Here is a 17,613-nt window from a genome sequence, read left to right as displayed (position 1 = left end):
GCTATAATGCTTTGTCTTTCGAGGATGGAAATCTTACTTGAGTTTTCTTCCATTGTACATGAAAAAAATCGTTTAGACTAGCTAGCTTCATTCTGAACATGGGTGTGTTTTTTGGGAGTTCGTCCATACTAGTAGTGAGGTGAAAAAAATGAAAAACGATGAGAATCAAAAAGATATACAGAATGAAAATGTAACTGAAAACCAAGAAGAATCTAGAGATAAAAAATCATCTGAAAACCAGCGCGAAAATCAACAGCAGAATCAGGTAAATAACTATATTTATGTGACAGGTTTTTTTGGCGGATTATTTGTTTCTGTCCTCGCCTATGCGGCTCATTTTATCAATTTTATCCCTTTTGGACCGGGGGTAGTGATACGCATGTGGCCGTTCTATCCTGTGGTGAGGTGGGGGTTAGGGGGCCTTGGGCTCATGTTATAGGGATCTTAGTTCTAAGTCTGCTTTCCATTCTTATAGCGTGGGTGTACCATGCTTTATTTCGCAAAATCAACACCGTTTGGGCAGGATTATGGTTTGGTTTGGCTCTGTGGGTTGTCATCTTCTTTGCCCTCCATCCTTTGGTCCCAGGGGTAGGTTCTTTCCGTCAATTGGATTGGAATACAAATATAACTATACTCTGTTTGTTCCTTATTTATGGATTATTTGTTGGCTATTCAATATCGTACGAACATTTACAAGAGGAGCTGGAAAAGCAGAGAAATTAGACAAAACTCATTTTCATCTATCCAAATGTTGCTGAAATATGATAAAATGTCCTAGGATAAAAAGCTTTAGCTAAGGAGCCAAAGATGTATGAGATCTCTACTTGTATTAAATGGTCCTAATATTAATCGTTTAGGTTTAAGAGAGCCTGAGGTATATGGGCATCGCACTCTAGAAGATCTTGTCAGTGAATTGCAGCAATGGGGAAACGAGAACCATATTTTGGTCAATTGTTTTCAATCAAATCATGAGGGTGAATTAATTGATCAAATCCATCAAGCTGAGGGAAAGTATCTGGGGATTATCATCAACCCTGGGGCATTTACACACTATAGCTATGCCATTCGTGATGCTATAGCGAGTATTTCACTGCCGGTAATTGAGGTACATATTTCTAATGTTTATCAGCGAGAAGAATTTCGCCATCATTCCGTAGTAGCTCCTGTCTGTCAAGGGCAAATTGCTGGGTTGGGGTTTATTGGCTATCGCTTAGCATTAGAAGCAATGATTCATGGAGTCGATGCAAAATAGGAGGGTCTTGTGCGACAACGAATTGAAAAACTGAAAGGTTTATTTGATCAATATCAGATAGATGCTTTATTGGTAACAAGTGATAGTAACCGTAGATATATGACAGGTTTTACTGGAACAGCTGGAGTTGCGTTGATTACAATGACAGAATCCGTATTCATCACTGATTTTCGGTACGTTGAGCAAGCGACGAATCAAATCGATGGGTATACCATTGTCAAGCATGATGGACCCATTAGTGAAACGATTGCAGCAGAATTAAAACGTCTAAACATTGCTCGTTTAGGATTTGAACAAGATCATGTTCCCTACTCCGCTTTTCGAGTATATAAGGAAAGGTTCACAGATTCTGAACTTGTTCCCATTTCTGGAGCTGTAGAACCCTTAAGAATGGTGAAGGAAGAAGAAGAACTTCAGTTGATTCGCCAAGCTGTTCGTATTGTCGATGAAACCTATGAGCATATTCTGAAATTTATAAAAGTAGGAATGCGAGAGTGGGACGTAGCGATGGAGCTGGAGTTCTACATGCGTAAGCTAGGAGCAACCTCTTCCTCCTTTAGTATTATTGTTGCTTCTGGGGTTCGTTCTGCTTTACCCCATGGAGTTGCTAGTGAGAAAGTGATTGAACAAGGAGATTTTGTGACGCTCGATTTTGGTGCTTTATACCAAGGGTACTGCTCTGATATGACCAGAACCTTTGCCATGGGGGAGCCTTGTGATAAACTAAAGGAGATTTACGATGTTTGTTTACAAGCCCAACTAATTGGGGTTCAGCAGATGAGAGCAGGGATGACCGGCAAAGAAGCGGATGCCCTATGTAGAGATTATATCAGTGCCAAGGGCTACGGAGAATACTTTGGTCATTCAACGGGTCACGCAATAGGATTAGAGGTACATGAAACTCCTGGTCTTTCAGTGAAGGTGGATCGAAAACTGGAACCAGGAATGGTTGTTACAGTAGAGCCGGGGATTTATCTTCCGGGAATTGGTGGAGTTCGAATTGAAGATGATATCGTCATCACTGAAGATGGAAATGAGATTCTAACCCAATCACCAAAAGAACTAATCATAATAGAGTAAGTAGGAAAGTAGGAGGACTAATAGACATGATGATTTCAACTTCAGATTTTAAAACAGGTTTAACCATTGAGCTGGATAATGATGTATGGCAAATTGTGGAGTTCCAACACGTGAAGCCAGGGAAAGGGGCTGCATTTGTTCGTTCAAAGCTTAAAAATGTTCGAAATGGTAACATTCAAGAAAGAACATTCCGTACAACAGAAAAAATGCCAAAAGCGCATATTGAAACTCGTAAAATGCAATACCTTTATAACACAGGTGATGAGTATACATTCATGGACAACGAGAGCTATGATCAAATTAACTTAACAAGTGCTCAATTAGAAGATGCACTTAAATATCTTTTAGAAAACATGATGGTTAGCATTATTATGTATCAAGGAGAAACCATTGGTGTAGACCTTCCTAATACTGTTGAGCTAGAGGTTGTTGAAACAGAACCAGGAATCAAAGGAGATACTGCTTCTGGTGGTTCTAAACCAGCTAAGATGGAAACAGGCTTAGTTGTACAAGTTCCTTTCTTCATTAATATTGGAGATAAGCTAATCATTGATACTCGTGATGGAGATTATGTGTCAAGAGCATAAAGTAGACTTCCAAAGGACAGCGAATCGCTGTCTTTTTTTTTTTGCGTAAAAATCAACGCTCGAACTAGAAAGTTTGTCCAAGCATTTCAAATTGAATTGAATAGTATGTAGTATCCTCAGAAGAAAGGGGGGTACACGGTGCTAGAGAAATATGGGTTTAAAAAATCAAGTATGAACGACGCACTATTAGACCCAAGCAAAGCTAGTTTAGAAAATATGACGAACCATAGGATTCAAGCAGAGTTAGATGAAAAACGAACGGCAACATCTCCGTTACCGACGAATCAAAATATATTCAAAACAAACACAGAAGAATAGGCAGACTCCCTTATGAAATGAGGATAGAATGGGGGTGAGGATCTATGTATTGCAACGCACCGAAAGTGTTATATAAACTCTCTCCTGGACAGAACGTATTTGTTTGGTTCGACGCTTCAGGGTTCATCTTTGCTAAATTTATTGGGATTGTTGGTAACCAAGCTCTATTCCAAGTAGGAGGATTTACTCTTTATATCTTATTAAGCGATATCAGAGCTATTGCAGTCTAATAAATCAACGCTGTGAGTGTCTAATGAAAAGGAGTGGATTGATTCCACTCCTTTCACATGAATAGGAGGTGAAACTATGGCACAGCTGCCACCCAATACTCCAAGATTAAGCCCTTCCGAATCAGTGAAATTCATGCAAAAGTTAAGTGATCCCAAATTTGCTCAGCAATTCAGCTCTGCATTAAAATCAGGAAATGCTCAAAAAATAGCAAAAACTCTGCAGAAAGCAGGGATCAAAGTAAGTAAGACATAATGTGTGAAAACTGGTGAATAAGTCTGATTAAATCAACGCTGTGAGTGTCTAATTCACCTACGATTTAAGGAAGATCATTCACCAGTCAACATAGTATATGAGTATGCTTGAAAAGGTGCCACTTGTTCTTTGAAATTGCTAAAGTTCTAAAATAGTGTCAAAATATGTAGGATAGAGATTGATTATGAGTCATCACAATGAGTGTAGCAGGAGGATAAGATGTCTAATTTTGTTAGAGGAACGATGATTTTAACAGCCGCCATTTTCATTTCAAAGATCCTAGGGTTTATTTATGTTGTTCCTTTTAAGGCGCTTGTAGGGACTCAAGGATATGTTTTATATAATTATGCCTATCAGGCTTACATAGTATTACTCAGCTTTACCACCATGGGAATTCCACTTGCTGTTTCTAAATTTGTTTCTAAATATAATGAACTCGGAGATTACGAAACAGGCAGGCGTCTATTTAGATCAGGTTTGCTTCTTATGCTGGGAACAGGTCTTGTTTCTTTTATCCTATTATTTATCTATGCTCCTTCGATTGCCTTGGTGGTCATTGATCCTCATGATACGTCTGGAAACTCACTCGAAGACATTACGCATGTCATTCGCATGGTAAGCATGGCTCTGCTCATTGTCCCAGCAATGGGAATCATCCGCGGGTATTTTCAAGGACACCATTCTATGGGACCGACGGCAGTATCGCAGGTAATCGAACAGATTGTGCGGATTATTTTTATCTTAATCTGTAGTTATTTAGTCTTGAGGGTCTGGAATGGTGCATTATCTACAGCAGTTGGTTTTGCCACATTTGGAGCTTTTGTTGGTGGAGTTGGTGGGATGGCTACTCTATATTATTATTGGAGAAAGCGTCGAAGCTATCTAGAGCGTCCATTTCAAAATCGGTTAGGGTATCAGCAGGTGACTTATTGGAACATGTATAAGGAATTGATATCCTATGCCATCCCTTTTGTTTTTGTGGGATTGACTATTCCACTGTATAGCTTTATTGATACCTTTACGATTAATCAGGCTTTAACTAGTATTGGCTACAAGCAAGGTGGAGCAGAAGAAATTAATGCTGTTATGGCTTTAGTTCAAAAAGTAATCTTAGTTCCTGTGGCATTAGCTACAGCGATGAGTCTAACCCTTGTACCCATTATTACGAAGGCATATACATCCAAGGATCAAAAACTACTTCACCAATATGTCACGCAGTCCTTTCAAGTGATTATATATATCACCTTGCCTATGGTTGTCTACATGTCTGTCATGTCCTATCCGATCTATACATTGCTATATAGTTTGAGCGAGTATCTATTGGGAGGGAAAATACTGCGCTGGTATGCGCCAACCGCTATTTTATTTGCTTTATTTACCGTGACGGCGGCGATACTACAAGGCATCAATTTGCAAAGGTATGTCTTGTTAAGCTTATCTATCGGCATAGTATTCAAGGCTTTCTTCAACACGTTTTTTATCATCCATTTTGAAGAGCTTGGACCGATCATAGCAACAAATGCAGGTTTTTTGTTTTCGATCTCTCTAAATCTTGTTTTTATCAGGAGGTTCCTGCATTATCGTTTTAAACATCGTCTTAAACAGCATTTCTTGATTCTCCTTCAAGTCATGCTTGCTACCTTAGGACTTATTATTTTGAAATGGATTTCAGAAATTCTGTTCACAATTGGACGTTTGGAATCTTTCATCGTTGTTGGAGTGACAGGGAGTCTATTTGTTTTGCTGTATATTTGGCTAGGGCTAAGATCCAATTTATTGTTTATTATTTTGGGAGATCGAGTACGGGTGTTGGACCGATTTAAAAAAAAGAAAATGGAAGCATAGAATGTTGAATGAACGATATAAAAACCGACAGAAAAAAATAGTTTCTCTGTCGTTTTTATATTGGTTGAATACATGGAAACTTCATCTGGTAGAACGCTAGCTTAACTTCTATTTACACTAAAAGGAGTGGATTGGTGCATTTTACAATTCCGTCATGTTGATAGACTCCCGTTAAAGGATATAGATCTACCTGCAAGCAATAGTCAATATCCTCTTCTTGAGAGGTTTCAATAAGAGTTCGCCCCGTTGCACCTGAACGTATCAGGGAAACTAATTGTTCCTTTTGAGTAGCGTAATTATTTTTTAGCATTAAGGCAATATCACTACATTCTACAGGCTGAAGCTGAGAACATAGGTGTTGAATCATTAAGCCTGCGGTTAAGCCATCTTCTATCGCAAATCTACCTCTTCTACCCGCACATAGGATCATAATATCTTTTCTTAGCTTCTGTGCAACTTCCATACAATGAGAGGCATTTAAAAAGCAGCCAACCAAAATGTGAGATGCTCTCTTTGCTTTTTGTAATGCTTTTGTCCCGTTTGTTGAAGTAATCACGATCGTTTTATCTTGAAGCTCCAAACGACTAATCTGTGTCGGAGAGTTTCCGAAGTGAAAGCCGTGTACTTTTTTGCTGTATCGTTCTCCGACAAGAACCACATTCTCCAAGCCCTCGTACTGAAGAGCTTGCCCCACGGTTTCAACTGGTATGACTTTTTTACACCCTTGGTAGAGGGCTGTTAGGATCGATGAAGTGGCTCTGAGAGAATCGATCACGATCACCGTTTTGTTGCACAGTTCTTCTTGCTTGACATCATTGACTGAAAGAGTCACATCAACTTTCATTTGAAATCTTCCATTCTGTTTGTTTCTGTTTTGCTTTTCGCCGATACGTTTCTAATGTCAGGGCATCTTCGAAGGGGATATGACTTATGTTCATGTGGTTGCCGTACATTTCAATAAGAGCTGTTTGCTCTGCTGCTTGACTAGCGGGAAAAATAAATTCAGGCAGAGGTAATTTATCCTTCATTGCCTCGAGTAACCATAGTCCAGGGTATTGTGATAAAGAAACATAGGTAGCACCAGCTGCTTTGTCTAGTTCAAATCTCTTGTGGATCGCCTCGATGGCTCCTGTAGAAAGGGAATTGGCTTCGGTCTGACAGAGAGTAATGGTATTGAATCCTTCTTTTTTTGCTTCGTGGATTAATTCGATTCTAGCTTTTTCGCTTAGGTGATCTGAAACCTCAGGAATCTCAATTGTGAATATTTCTAATTGATGAAGCGAATCAAAAAACCTTCTTAACTGCTGATGTGCGATTGCCACTTCTATTAACTGGCTATCTGTATACAGCTCCGTTTGACAGAGAATAGCCGCCTCACTCTTTTTTTTCAGGATAGAAGGAGGATAGAGGGCAGCTGAAATGGATGATAATTTTATATAGTCAATATAGCCGGCATGAAGCTGCAATAGGTCACAAAAAGAGTCCAATCCAATTCCTTTATCGATGACCAGAGTTAAACCGGTTTGACGTGGCTTCTTAATCCCTCTAGTACCACTAGGATCTTTAAGTTCCTTGGACCATAGTTGGTGAAAAAACATAGAGTCACCTCATTTAACATCATACTTGCCTCTATTCTATGCTCAAATGCTGAGAAAGGTTCCGATCTTCTTCAAGGATCATATTCTCCATCATGATTTTAGAAAATAGGACATACACTATACAAGTTGATTTTCTATTGGAAGGAGAATGGGCATGCTATGTTTACAGTAATTGAGAAAATAATATTGGCTATGGCAGGGCTTCGGATTCTATCAGGTCTTATCGAGTTAACGGCGGGATTTCTGATTCTTCGGTTAAATGATGTGGAAAAAGCGCTCATGGTGAACGCTTTTTTAGCGGTGGTTGGTCCTCTTATTTTTATTAGCAGTATGAGTCTAGGGATTCTTCATCTTGCCGAGAAAATATCTTACTCTAAGCTTTTGTTGATCGGATTAGGGGTTGGATTCATCATTCTCGGGTTAAGGAAATAATCTAAGGGCTTTTCTTGAATGGTGACTTTCTCTATAAAGTCAAGCAGAACCTGGTTGTACTTCTCTTCGCTCTTAGTGAGGGTAGCATGATTTACATTAGGAAAGAGACAGACTTCAGCTGTGGGCGCCTCTAGTAGGTAATCATGTCTATAGGTCATCATGTACCGTTCATTGCCTCCATACGTGACCAAGATTGGAACTTGAATTTCCTTGAGTCGATCTCGGCAATCGAAATCTAAAGAAGCTCTTAATAAACGGATTGCTTCTTTTCTTCTTACTTTTTTTGCTTCCTTATGAAATAAGTTAATTTGGTCTTCATCTTTTCCATTCGAACGTGCCACGCCTTTTTCTAGAGGCTTTCTGAGCTTTAAATAGGCAAGACTAATGGATGAAATAAATTTACCGAATAAATAAAGGTTATGAATCTTGGGGAAGGCACCTGAAAGAACAATCCCTCGGACAAGCTCAGGATAGGTTAATGTGAAATTCTGGACAATAACCGTTCCAGTAGAATAACCAGCAAAGACGGCTTCTTTTATAGAGAGCTTCGTTAGTAACTTATAGACATCCTCTGTGAGCTGGTTGATGATGTTTTTGTGCTTATTCATCTGAAGGGTTTCAGTACTTCTGCCATGTCCCCGAATATCCAGGGTAATCGTTTGATACCCATGCTTAGTGAAGTACTCGACTTGCCCTCGCCAATTAACATGTGAAAGTCCCATCCCGTGGATAAGAACAATAGGGAATCCTTCTCCTTCAACTTCGTAATAAATCGTCACATCCTTAAGCGGTAAATAGGCCATACTTATCCTCCTCTAGGTCGTCTTTTCTCACTGGTAGTTTATCCCCTTCGCAAGAAATTATCTGCATGATTTTGAACAAGCCTGCATATGAATGTGTTAAGAAAGAGGACAAAGGAGGAGGTAGATGTGAACATTCCTATTTTGTCTTATATGCCTGCAACGATTAAACAAGCTCTACAAGGACTTGATGCAGAGCAGATCGCTTGGCTCGAAGAAGTGCGTATTAGAGTGGGGCGTCCTGTGGAACTCGTGATAAGAAATCAATCTTTTTTTCTAACCACTCAAGGAACAATATCTTCTCAAGCAGAACAAGGGCTGATCCCAGATGAAGAAGCGGCTCATAAGATCATGAACTTGATCAGTCGTCACTCTGTCTATGCTGTAGAAGAAGAGCTAAAAAGGGGATATATTACGGTTGCTGGAGGTCATCGGGTTGGAATTGCAGGACGAGGCATTATAGAGGAAGGCAGACTGAAGTTGTTAAGAGATATTAAGTCCTTTAATTTTCGAATTGCTAAGGAAGTAAAGAATATTGCTATACCCTTGCTTCCTTCCTTAATCGAGCAGGGAAGACTATTAAATACTTTGATTATTTCTCCTCCTCGCTGCGGAAAAACGACTTTACTACGCGATATGATTCGGGTCCTCAGTAGGGGAGAAGCTGATCTTTTGTTACAAGGTCAGAAAATAGGCGTAGTGGATGAACGCTCTGAGATTGCAAGTTGCCTAGAAGGAATCCCTCAAAAGGATTTGGGTCCTAGAGTGGATGTACTAGATGCTTGTCCTAAGGCAGAGGGGATGATGATGCTCATACGCTCCATGAGCCCTGATATTATTGCAACGGATGAAATAGGGAGCGAGGAGGATGTCAGTGCCATAATGGAAGCTATTTATGCAGGGGTAGGCATTGTAACCACTGTGCACGGTTCCTCGGTGGAGGATATAAGAAAAAGACCTAAGTTGAGAGAGCTTCTGTCTGCCGGTTCCTTTCAGCGGTACATTGTACTAAGCAAGCGAAGAGGTGTAGGAACCATTGAGGCAATCTTAGATGGTGAAGCTCGCAAGATTCGTGTTCTAGAAAGAGGAGAAATATATGCTTAAAGTTGTGGGAGCATCGTTTATCCTTATTGCTTGCACCTTAGTAGCTTCTATCTAGCGAAACGCCTCTCTCATCGCACGAAACAATTAAGAGAAATTCAAATGGATTTGCAAATGCTAGAAACGGAGATTTCGTATGCCGCTACTCCTCTTGAAGCAGCCTTTCGTAAGATTAGTCAAACAAATACCGGAGTGATAGGTGATCTATTCTTCAGATGTACGCACTACCTGGAAACCTTGGACGGAGCAACCACGTATGAATGCTGGGAAAAATCACTCAAAGAAATCATTCCCCACCTCGCTATGAAGCCACTGGAGATCGAATGGTTACATCACTTTGGCAAGATTATCGGAAATTCAGATCGTGCCGATCAGCAAAAGCATCTGAAGCTCATGATGGCTAAATTTAAGCAAGCAGAGTTAGAAGCCAGAGAGGAGCAGCTAAAACATGAAAAAATGTACAAAACGTTGGGTTTTTTAACTGGGGCTCTTATCGTCATCGTATTGATCTAGATTGAGGTTAGAGAGGTGGATTTCTTGGGCTATGATGTGAATGCAATTTTTCAGATAGCAGGTATAGGGATTATTGTTGCCATGCTTCACACCGTTTTAGAACAAGCAGGGAGAAAGGATATTGCTCAATGGGTCACGCTCATAGGCTTTATTGTTGTGTTATTTATGGTTGCCAACTGGATTCATGATTTGTTTGAGAAGATCAAAACCGTCTTTCTCTTTCAGTAGGAGGGATGGAATGGAGATCATTCAGATTGTAGGCTTTGGACTTATTGCCACCATTTTAATTCTCATCCTGAAGGAACAAAAGCCGATTTTTGCCTTCATGCTGGCGACGATTACAGGTCTTATGATCTTTCTTTTTTTAATCGGAAAAATAGCAGAGGTAATTAGCCTATTAGAAAGATTGGCTACTGAAGGTGGAATTAACTTGATTTACTTAAAAACCATCTTAAAGATTATTGGAATAGCTTATATTGCGGAATTTGGGGCACAGATCACAAGAGATGCGGGGCAGGGGCTATTGCCTCAAAGATTGAACTAGCTGGAAAGATTCTAATTATGGTGATGGCGATTCCCATTATAACAGTGATCATTGAAACCGTCATGAATTTCATTCCGACCTGATAGTTCTGAGTAAAAGGAGTCGAGAGAGATGAAGAGGCTATTCCAGTATATCACTCTAGTCATAGTAGTTCTGACTCAACTTCCCCAAGCTGTTCAAGCAGAAGGAGGAAGCCCTGCTGATACCTTTATTGAACAACAATTAGAAAATCTAGGTACAACTGAGATTGAACAGTTCTGGGAGCAAGTGAAAACAGAATATAATGGTTATCTTCCTGAGAATCAGCCGCTCTCATTAAAGGATTTTTTTAAATTAGAAGGTTCTCTTTTTTCAGTAGGAATGTTTAAAGGGTTTCTTAAATTTATCTTCCAAGAGCTATGGATTAACGGAAAGCTACTGGGAGCCATTATTATCTTAACCGTTTTTAGTATGATCCTAGAAAATATTCAATCCGCCTTCGAAAAAAATAGTGTGAGTAAGGTAGCCTATTCGATCACCTATCTTGTTATTCTGTTACTGGCAATGAATAGCTTTCATGTGGCGATAGGCTATGCGAAGGAAGCTATATCTAATATGGTTCATTTCATGATGGCGTTAATGCCACTCGTTTTAGCCTTAATGGCTTCACTTGGCAATATTACCTCTGTTTCTCTGTTTCACCCTCTCATTGTCTTTCTAGTGAATAGTAGTGGAGTATTTATCTATAGTGTGGTCTTTCCTCTGTTATTCTTTTCTGCAGTTCTTGGCATTGTCAGTACCTTTTCCGAGGAATATAAGGTTAGCCAGTTATCGACTTTATTAAGAAACATCAGTGTTGGAATTTTGGGTGTTTTTCTCACCATTTTTCTAGGGGTTGTTTCCGTGCAGGGAGCGGCGAGTGCTGTCTTAGATGGAGTGACAATTAAGACAGCCAAATTCATTACAGGTAACTTTGTTCCAGTGGTTGGAAGAATGTTTACAGATGCTACTGACACAGTGATTGGCGCCTCGCTCTTGGTGAAGAACACTGTAGGCTTGGCAGGTGTCATTATCTTACTGCTGCTCTGTGCCTTTCCTGCTCTTAAAATCCTGACGATTGCCCTTATCTTTAACATCTCTGCAGCAGTGCTTCAGCCTCTGGGGAGCTCAAATGTAATTAGCTGCTTGAACATTATTGGCAAAAGCTTGGTCTATGTTTTCGCTGCTTTGGCTACTGTCTGTCTTATGTTTTTTCTAGCGATTACCATTATTATTGCCGCTAGTAATTTATCTGTGATGGTTAGGTGATTCTGATGATGTCCTATCTGGGAGAGTGGATCAAGCATATTGTTTTGTTAATCCTATTGGCTAGTTTCGTAGATCTGATCCTACCAAGCAGTAACATGAAACGCTATGTCAAGCTTGTTGTCGGTCTTCTCGTCATATTGATGATTCTATCTCCGATTTTACAGCTATTTAAATTTGATTACGATCGGATGCTGATGACCATAGATCATTTGTTAGAAGAAAAGGACTCTTCTTTTCAGAATAAGCTAGATCAGACAAAAGGAGAGTTAAATCAGCTACACGAGCAATCCGTGCTTCAAGAAGTGGCTGATCGTTGGGGAGAAGAGATCAAAAAAGAAGTGGAAGCAAGACTAGAAGTGAATGTTCAAGAGGTTGTGCTAGTACTAAGACCCCTTCGTGAGCAGGTAGAGCTCGAGCATTGTCAACTTACCTTGCAGCTGCGAGAGTTCGCCAATGATCCGCAGGAGGGTACAGCCAGTGTAACGAAGGTAGAGCCAGTCAAACCGGTTTCAGTACGAATCACGTCGTCTAAGGAGTCATTATCACCAACAAAAAACATCAGTGATAGAGAAAAAAAATTACAAAAAGAAGTTCTAAAAATAGTACAAGTTGAATGGAATATATCTAAGGACAAGATCTCTCTTTTGTGGATTGGAGGTGATTCGAGTGGAGAAACCTATATGGAATAAGCTCAAAAATCTATTGATTAACCTGTTTTTTGAACCTAAGGAGAAGAATGAGGAACCTCAACCACCACCTGAGAAAGGAAAGATGAGCTTTCTACATTGGATGATGATCTTAGTCTGTTTGGGACTGGGAGCGATGATCTTACATAATTTTTTTAGTTTTCAAGAACAGGTTCAGTCCCCCTTATCGATCCCGACTAGTTCCACTGCGAATCAAGGAGAGGTGCTCGAAACCATTGGCACCTCGAAAAAAACTCCATTTACCATGGCTGATTATGAAGAGATGTACGAGAATCAATTGGTGGAGATTCTTGGGAAAATTGTAGGTGTTGGTGAGGTTTCTGTCATGGTCAATCTAGATAGCTCAGAGCAAATTGTTGTTGAGAAAAACAGAAATCGATCACAGCAAATAACAAACGAAAAAGACCGTGAAGGGGGGAATCGCCAAATCGATGATCAAAAACAAGAAGAGCAAGTCGTCATCATCCGCCAAGGGAGTGACGAAGAACCAGTGATCATTATGACCAAGAAGCCGAAAGTCAGAGGAGTTCTTGTTGTTGCCACTGGAACAGAAAATATGCAGGTTAAAGCAATGGTCACGGAAGCAGTACAAAGAGTTCTCGATGTACCGTTACACAAAATCTCCGTGTTACCAAAACGAAAATAGGGGAGGAAATAGAAGATGGTATTAAAAAAACAAACGGTATGGCTATTAACAATGTTAAGCTTGATGGTAGTTCTGTCCGCTTACTATCTATTCAACAATGAACCTGTAGATTATTATTCAATGAATGAGGTAGAGGATCAATTTGCTCTTGATTTACAGGGGATAGGGGAAACAGATATTTCTACATCGTTTAGCAATGCGGATACGAACTTTTTCATGTCTTATCGTATGGAAAGAGATACACAAAGGGCACAATTAATGGATGAATACGAGCAAATGATGAATTCAACAGAGGCAACAGCACAAACCATTGCCGAAGCGAATAACAAAATGAATACGATCGCAGATCTAGCAGAAGCAGAATTAACGTTAGAAAGCTTAATTCGTGCCGAAGGTTTTGAAGAAGCTGTTGTCATCGCAGATCTAGATCGTGTCAATGTCGTCGTTAAAAGTGATGGAGCCTTGGAAAAAAGTCAGGCGCTAGGCATTATTAAAATTGTCAAGGAGCATCTAAATGTAGCAGGAAATCAAGTCAAGGTTAGCTATAGATAAGAGGAAGAATATAAGATTTAAGACCTTGCTTTGAGAGCTACTCTTAAAGTGAGGTCATTTATTTTTGCAAATTAGGTAGAATAGTATGGTATAATAAGTGGAGTTTGAAATCTTTTATAACGTAGGAGTGATACACGTGTTAAAAATGCACGAAATTCGCGAACTAATTAAACTAGTAGATCAATCAAGCGTTACTGATTTTGACTATGAGTTTGAAGGGTTAAAAGTAAGTATTAAAAAAGGAACACAGCCAGGAGCGCCGATCCAGGTACAAGCACCTGCTGTGCAAGAAACCATATACCAGCCTGTTTCACAACCTGTTGTTTCTGCACCTGCACCTGTTGAGGTGTCTCCAGTGGTCAAAGAAGAAGCAGCACCAAAGCCAGAGTCACAAGATACAGGGTTACATAAAATTGTGTCACCAATGGTAGGGACTTTTTATGCGGCGCCAGCACCAGATGCAAGCCCGTATGTGAAGGTTGGAGATAAGGTAAACAATTCTACTATTGTGTGTATTGTTGAAGCGATGAAGCTAATGAATGAAATTGAGGCCGAAGTTAAAGGGGAAATTGTGGAAATTCTCGTTGAAAATGGACAACTTGTGGAATACGGTCAAGCACTATTCCTTGTCAAGGCTGAATAAAAGGGGAACTTTCTATGTTTAATAAAGTTTTGATCGCTAATCGTGGCGAAATCGCCGTTCGAATTATTCGAGCTTGTAAGGAGCTAGGAATCTATACTGTAGCGGTTTATTCTGATGTGGACAAAGATTCATTACATGTTAGGCTCGCAGATGAAGCCTATTGTATTGGTCCAAAAACATCGAAGGATAGCTATTTGAATTTTACCAACCTGATGAGTGTCGCTACTCTAACAGAGGTAGATGCGATTCATCCAGGGTATGGTTTCTTATCTGAAAATGCCGATTTTGCTGAGCTCTGCGCTGCCTGTAATATTACTTTCATTGGTCCTAGCCCAGAGGCTATCAATAAAATGGGAGCGAAAGCCGTTGCCAGAGAAACAATGGCTCAAGCTGGGGTACCAATTGTCCCTGGTTCTGATGGAATTGTGGCAGATGTTGAAGAAGGGCTGCAAGTGGCTGAAAAGATTACCTACCCAGTGATTATTAAAGCGACTGCTGGGGGCGGTGGAAAAGGAATTCGTGTAGCACGAAGCAAGGAAGAGCTTATCAAGGGGATCAATATTACCCAACAGGAAGCAGCCACGAATTTTGGAAATCCAGGGGTATATATCGAGAAATTCATTGAGGATTTCAGACATGTAGAAATTCAAATTATGGCTGATAACCATGGGAATGTGGTTCACTTAGGAGAAAGAGATTGCTCCATTCAGCGTCGTTTGCAAAAGCTGATCGAAGAAGCTCCATCTCCAGCCCTTTCAGCAGAAAAAAGGGAAGAGATGGGTCAAGCAGCTGTGGCTGCCGCCAAGGCGGTGAATTACTCTGGAGCGGGAACGATTGAATTTATCTATGACCATCAGGGTAATTATTATTTCATGGAGATGAATACAAGGATTCAAGTAGAGCATCCTGTTACTGAGCTTATTACAGGAGTCGATTTAATCAAGGAGCAAATTTCTGTAGCCGCAGGAAATCCTCTTTCCTTTTCACAGGCTGATGTAGAATTTAACGGCTGGTCTATCGAATGTAGAATCAATGCCGAAAATCCTGACAGGAACTTTATGCCATCACCAGGGAAAATAGATATGTATCTACCTCCGGGTGGATTAGGTGTTCGTGTAGATAGCGGGGCGTACCCTGGCTATATGATTTCGCCCTACTATGATTCCATGATAGCCAAGCTCATCGTGTGGGGCAAAACAAGAGAAGAAGCCATCCAACGTATGAAGCGAGCGCTAAGCGAATTTGTTGTCGAGGGTATAGATACAACCATTGACTTTCATCAAAGGGTATTAAACCACGAGGCATTTGTCAGTGGTGAATTTAATACTAAATTCTTAGAAACCTATGATTTAACCAATAAAAACAAATAAGAGAGGTGCTCAAATGGAAACTTCATTTCCACAATTTAATCAAACACTAAAGTTAGGCAAAGTAGAGATTGCACCAGAAGTGATTGAGGTAATTGCAGGATTAGCCGCTTCAGAGATCGATGGAGTCGCTTTTATGAGCGGTGGATTTGTAGGCGGGATAGTGGAAAGACTGGGCCGTAAGAACCTAGCCAAGGGAGTTCGTGTTGAACTGGGAGAGGAACGGACAGCGGTAGACGTATCCATTGTCGTTGAATACGGTGTGCGCATCCCTAGTGTGGCAATGGCAGTTCAAGAAAACGTCAAAACCGCCATTCAAAATATGACTGGTTTAGATGTCATTGAAGTGAACGTGCATGTGGTCAGTGTACAAATTAAACCAGAAGTACAGGCAAATAATGAGGAAAAAAGGGTAAAATAATGGATAAAGATAACCACCAGTCATGGTGGTTCTTTCCATTCCTTAACTAAAGGAGAAGGTAGAATGAAAAGAAGAACAGCTCGCAAGAAAGCAATTCAAACACTTTATCAGGTTGATCTGGCGAAGACAGAATGGGGAGAAGCGTTACAGAATGTTTTAGGTAGTGGAGAAAGAGATTCTTTTTTAGACGAAGTGGTCACAGGAATCCGTGATCATATCGAAGAAATTGATACCACACTTAAGCCTCATCTAAACAAATGGACCCTTGACCGACTTCCTCATGTTGATCGAGCCATCCTGCGTTTGGCTACATATGAATTACAGTACCGTGAAGATGCTCCCAACCAAGTGGTGATTAACGAGGCTGTGGAGTTAGCAAAAGAGTTTGGCACGGATCAGTCTAGTAAATTTATAAATGGTGTTCTCTCAAGTATCGCCAAACAAGGTGAATAAAGATGTCTATTCTCGGTATTGATACAAGTAATTACAGAACATCCATTTGTTTGATCAATCACGAATATCAAGTACTGCAAGAACAGAATCCAATACTAGAAGTGAAGCAGGGAGAAGTAGGATTACAACAATCCGTAGCTGTGTTTCAGCATTTGAAGGTATGGCCTTCTCTTCTCTCACAATTTCCTCAGACAGAACGGATAGAAGCTATAGGTGTGAGCACACGTCCTCGTCCAGTAGAAGAATCATATATGCCTGTATTTAAAGTGGGTGAAGTCCTAGCAGAGACACTAGCTCACTTTCTTTCTGTACCGTTATATAAAACAAGTCACCAAGAAGGGCATATTGCTGCCGGAGAATTTTCGATGGTGAATAGACCTATAGATGAAACCTTTCTCGCTGTGCATCTATCAGGAGGAACCAGTGAAATTTTACACTGTTCAAGATTGAAGACAGGGTATGCGATTGAAAAATTAGGGGGAACATTAGATTTGCATGCAGGGCAGTTCGTGGACCGAGTGGGAGTAGAACTGGGTCTTCCTTTTCCCTGCGGTCCTCATCTAGAAAAACTGGCAAAATCCTTGACTGTTCTTGAACAAGAGGGATTGCCTAGCATCCCTTCATACGAAAAGAATATGGATTTTAGTTTTTCGGGTCCTACTACTGCGGCCCTTCGATTGATACAAAACGCCCATTATTCACCAGCTCAGCTTGCTAGGGCTGTTGAAAATACGATTTCGAAAACACTGGAAAAAGCGCTGTTGTCGGCAATGAGTAGGACAAATGTGAAGGAGATTATGCTGGTTGGAGGGGTTGCTTCTAACCAATATATTACTCAACGATTAATAAAAAGGCTGGAGCATCCGAGAGTAGGAGCAACCGTATTCTTAGCTTCGCCCCAGTACGCAACCGATAATGCTTATGGTGTAGCTTGTCTAGCATTAAATCATTACAAAGATGAACAAAAAGTGAACAATAATTAAG

Annotated in this window: 25 protein-coding genes and 1 pseudogene; 23 read left to right on the top strand and 3 right to left on the bottom strand. The window is 40.3% G+C overall.

The features are described 5' to 3' along the window. Positions 1–148: 148 nt before the first annotated feature. The 9 genes from JCM10596_RS30765 to JCM10596_RS05180 all read left to right on the top strand — a co-directional run bounded on the left by JCM10596_RS30765 (position 149) and on the right by JCM10596_RS05180 (position 5,565). Entirely contained in the window at positions 149–439 is a 291-nt protein-coding gene (locus JCM10596_RS30765) for a YqhR family membrane protein (RefSeq protein ID WP_025026214.1), read from the top strand. Further along, a complete protein-coding gene (locus JCM10596_RS30760; protein ID WP_159102320.1) occupies positions 406–723 on the top strand; it encodes a YqhR family membrane protein in 318 nt (105 codons plus the stop codon). Before JCM10596_RS30765 ends, JCM10596_RS30760 begins: the two co-directional genes overlap by 34 nt. A gap of 88 nt (positions 724–811) precedes the next feature. Continuing rightward, complete coding sequence (aroQ, locus tag JCM10596_RS05210) at positions 812–1,252, top strand: type II 3-dehydroquinate dehydratase (RefSeq protein WP_025026213.1); 441 nt, start codon at positions 812–814, stop codon at positions 1,250–1,252. Positions 1,253–1,261: 9 nt separating this feature from the next. Further along, positions 1,262–2,332, top strand: a complete 1,071-nt coding sequence (locus JCM10596_RS05205) for a M24 family metallopeptidase (RefSeq protein WP_025026212.1) — start codon at positions 1,262–1,264, stop codon at positions 2,330–2,332. Between the two features lie 29 nt (positions 2,333–2,361). Beyond that, positions 2,362–2,919, top strand: coding sequence for an elongation factor P (efp, locus tag JCM10596_RS05200; protein WP_025026211.1), 558 nt, complete (start codon positions 2,362–2,364; stop codon positions 2,917–2,919). Positions 2,920–3,057: 138 nt separating this feature from the next. Further along, the gene (locus JCM10596_RS05195; RefSeq protein WP_025026210.1) at positions 3,058–3,237 is read left to right on the top strand and encodes a hypothetical protein; all 180 of its coding nucleotides are present in this window, start codon (positions 3,058–3,060) and stop codon (positions 3,235–3,237) included. Between the two features lie 44 nt (positions 3,238–3,281). Further along, entirely contained in the window at positions 3,282–3,467 is a 186-nt protein-coding gene (locus JCM10596_RS05190) for a hypothetical protein (protein ID WP_025026209.1), read from the top strand. 76 nt (positions 3,468–3,543) lie between these two features. Continuing rightward, the gene (locus JCM10596_RS29095; RefSeq protein ID WP_148302511.1) at positions 3,544–3,720 is read left to right on the top strand and encodes a hypothetical protein; all 177 of its coding nucleotides are present in this window, start codon (positions 3,544–3,546) and stop codon (positions 3,718–3,720) included. 219 nt (positions 3,721–3,939) lie between these two features. Further along, on the top strand, positions 3,940–5,565 hold the full coding sequence (locus JCM10596_RS05180; RefSeq protein ID WP_025026208.1) for a putative polysaccharide biosynthesis protein: 1,626 nt from the start codon (positions 3,940–3,942) through the stop codon (positions 5,563–5,565). Between the two features lie 112 nt (positions 5,566–5,677). Here the strand turns inward: JCM10596_RS05180 and JCM10596_RS05175 are convergent, their stop codons facing one another. After that, a complete protein-coding gene (locus JCM10596_RS05175) occupies positions 5,678–6,409 on the bottom strand; it encodes a 2-phosphosulfolactate phosphatase (RefSeq protein WP_025026207.1) in 732 nt (243 codons plus the stop codon). Continuing rightward, positions 6,399–7,163 (bottom strand): phosphosulfolactate synthase, encoded by a 765-nt coding sequence (locus tag JCM10596_RS27520; RefSeq protein ID WP_025026206.1) that lies wholly within the window; start codon positions 7,161–7,163, stop codon positions 6,399–6,401. The genes JCM10596_RS05175 and JCM10596_RS27520 overlap by 11 nt, the downstream gene beginning before the upstream one ends. Before the next feature lie 159 nt (positions 7,164–7,322). On the opposite strand from JCM10596_RS27520, the gene JCM10596_RS28590 reads away from it, so the two are divergent. Then, positions 7,323–7,595 (top strand): YqhV family protein, encoded by a 273-nt coding sequence (locus JCM10596_RS28590; RefSeq protein ID WP_081791916.1) that lies wholly within the window; start codon positions 7,323–7,325, stop codon positions 7,593–7,595. Here JCM10596_RS28590 and JCM10596_RS05165 read toward each other — a convergent pair. Then, positions 7,532–8,398, bottom strand: coding sequence for an alpha/beta fold hydrolase (locus JCM10596_RS05165; protein ID WP_025026205.1), 867 nt, complete (start codon positions 8,396–8,398; stop codon positions 7,532–7,534). The genes JCM10596_RS28590 and JCM10596_RS05165 overlap by 64 nt on opposite strands. A 126-nt stretch (positions 8,399–8,524) precedes the next feature. Here JCM10596_RS05165 and spoIIIAA point away from each other — a divergent pair, with 126 nt between their 5' ends. The 13 genes and pseudogenes from spoIIIAA (at position 8,525) to JCM10596_RS05100 (ending at position 17,612) form a co-directional block, all read left to right on the top strand. Next, positions 8,525–9,499 carry a stage III sporulation protein AA gene (gene spoIIIAA, locus JCM10596_RS05160; RefSeq protein ID WP_025026204.1) on the top strand — a complete coding sequence of 325 codons (975 nt, stop codon included), beginning with the start codon at positions 8,525–8,527 and terminating at the stop codon, positions 9,497–9,499. Between the two features lie 30 nt (positions 9,500–9,529). Next, positions 9,530–10,009, top strand: coding sequence for a stage III sporulation protein SpoIIIAB (gene spoIIIAB / locus JCM10596_RS24000; RefSeq protein WP_159102319.1), 480 nt, complete (start codon positions 9,530–9,532; stop codon positions 10,007–10,009). 24 nt (positions 10,010–10,033) lie between these two features. After that, positions 10,034–10,237: a stage III sporulation protein AC gene (gene spoIIIAC / locus JCM10596_RS05150; RefSeq protein ID WP_025026203.1), complete on the top strand. Its 204-nt coding sequence runs from the start codon at positions 10,034–10,036 to the stop codon at positions 10,235–10,237. 10 nt (positions 10,238–10,247) lie between these two features. Beyond that, positions 10,248–10,636, top strand: a pseudogene (spoIIIAD, locus tag JCM10596_RS23995) (stage III sporulation protein AD). A gap of 28 nt (positions 10,637–10,664) precedes the next feature. Continuing rightward, positions 10,665–11,840, top strand: coding sequence for a stage III sporulation protein AE (spoIIIAE, locus tag JCM10596_RS05140; protein WP_025026202.1), 1,176 nt, complete (start codon positions 10,665–10,667; stop codon positions 11,838–11,840). Positions 11,841–11,845: 5 nt separating this feature from the next. Further along, a complete protein-coding gene (gene spoIIIAF / locus JCM10596_RS05135; RefSeq protein WP_081791914.1) occupies positions 11,846–12,529 on the top strand; it encodes a stage III sporulation protein AF in 684 nt (227 codons plus the stop codon). Beyond that, the gene (gene spoIIIAG / locus JCM10596_RS05130) at positions 12,507–13,193 is read left to right on the top strand and encodes a stage III sporulation protein AG (protein WP_025026200.1); all 687 of its coding nucleotides are present in this window, start codon (positions 12,507–12,509) and stop codon (positions 13,191–13,193) included. Before spoIIIAF ends, spoIIIAG begins: the two co-directional genes overlap by 23 nt. Positions 13,194–13,208: 15 nt before the next feature. After that, positions 13,209–13,745, top strand: coding sequence for a SpoIIIAH-like family protein (locus JCM10596_RS05125; RefSeq protein ID WP_025026199.1), 537 nt, complete (start codon positions 13,209–13,211; stop codon positions 13,743–13,745). A 136-nt stretch (positions 13,746–13,881) separates the two neighbouring features. Beyond that, positions 13,882–14,388, top strand: a complete 507-nt coding sequence (gene accB, locus JCM10596_RS05120; protein ID WP_025026198.1) for an acetyl-CoA carboxylase biotin carboxyl carrier protein — start codon at positions 13,882–13,884, stop codon at positions 14,386–14,388. Between the two features lie 14 nt (positions 14,389–14,402). After that, complete coding sequence (gene accC, locus JCM10596_RS05115) at positions 14,403–15,758, top strand: acetyl-CoA carboxylase biotin carboxylase subunit (RefSeq protein ID WP_025026197.1); 1,356 nt, start codon at positions 14,403–14,405, stop codon at positions 15,756–15,758. Between the two features lie 13 nt (positions 15,759–15,771). Further along, a complete protein-coding gene (locus JCM10596_RS05110) occupies positions 15,772–16,176 on the top strand; it encodes an Asp23/Gls24 family envelope stress response protein (RefSeq protein WP_025026196.1) in 405 nt (134 codons plus the stop codon). Positions 16,177–16,239: 63 nt separating this feature from the next. Next, complete coding sequence (gene nusB / locus JCM10596_RS05105; RefSeq protein ID WP_025026195.1) at positions 16,240–16,629, top strand: transcription antitermination factor NusB; 390 nt, start codon at positions 16,240–16,242, stop codon at positions 16,627–16,629. A gap of 2 nt (positions 16,630–16,631) precedes the next feature. Further along, complete coding sequence (locus tag JCM10596_RS05100; protein WP_034680565.1) at positions 16,632–17,612, top strand: Kae1-like domain-containing protein; 981 nt, start codon at positions 16,632–16,634, stop codon at positions 17,610–17,612. The last annotated feature ends 1 nt before the right edge of the window (position 17,613 follow it).

Origin of the sequence: Caldalkalibacillus mannanilyticus JCM 10596 (assembly GCF_000615945.1) — a bacterium.
In the GTDB taxonomy this organism is placed as follows: Bacteria; Bacillota; Bacilli; order Caldalkalibacillales; family JCM-10596; genus Bacillus_AT; species Bacillus_AT mannanilyticus.
This window is presented reverse-complemented; position numbering and strand designations above follow the sequence as displayed.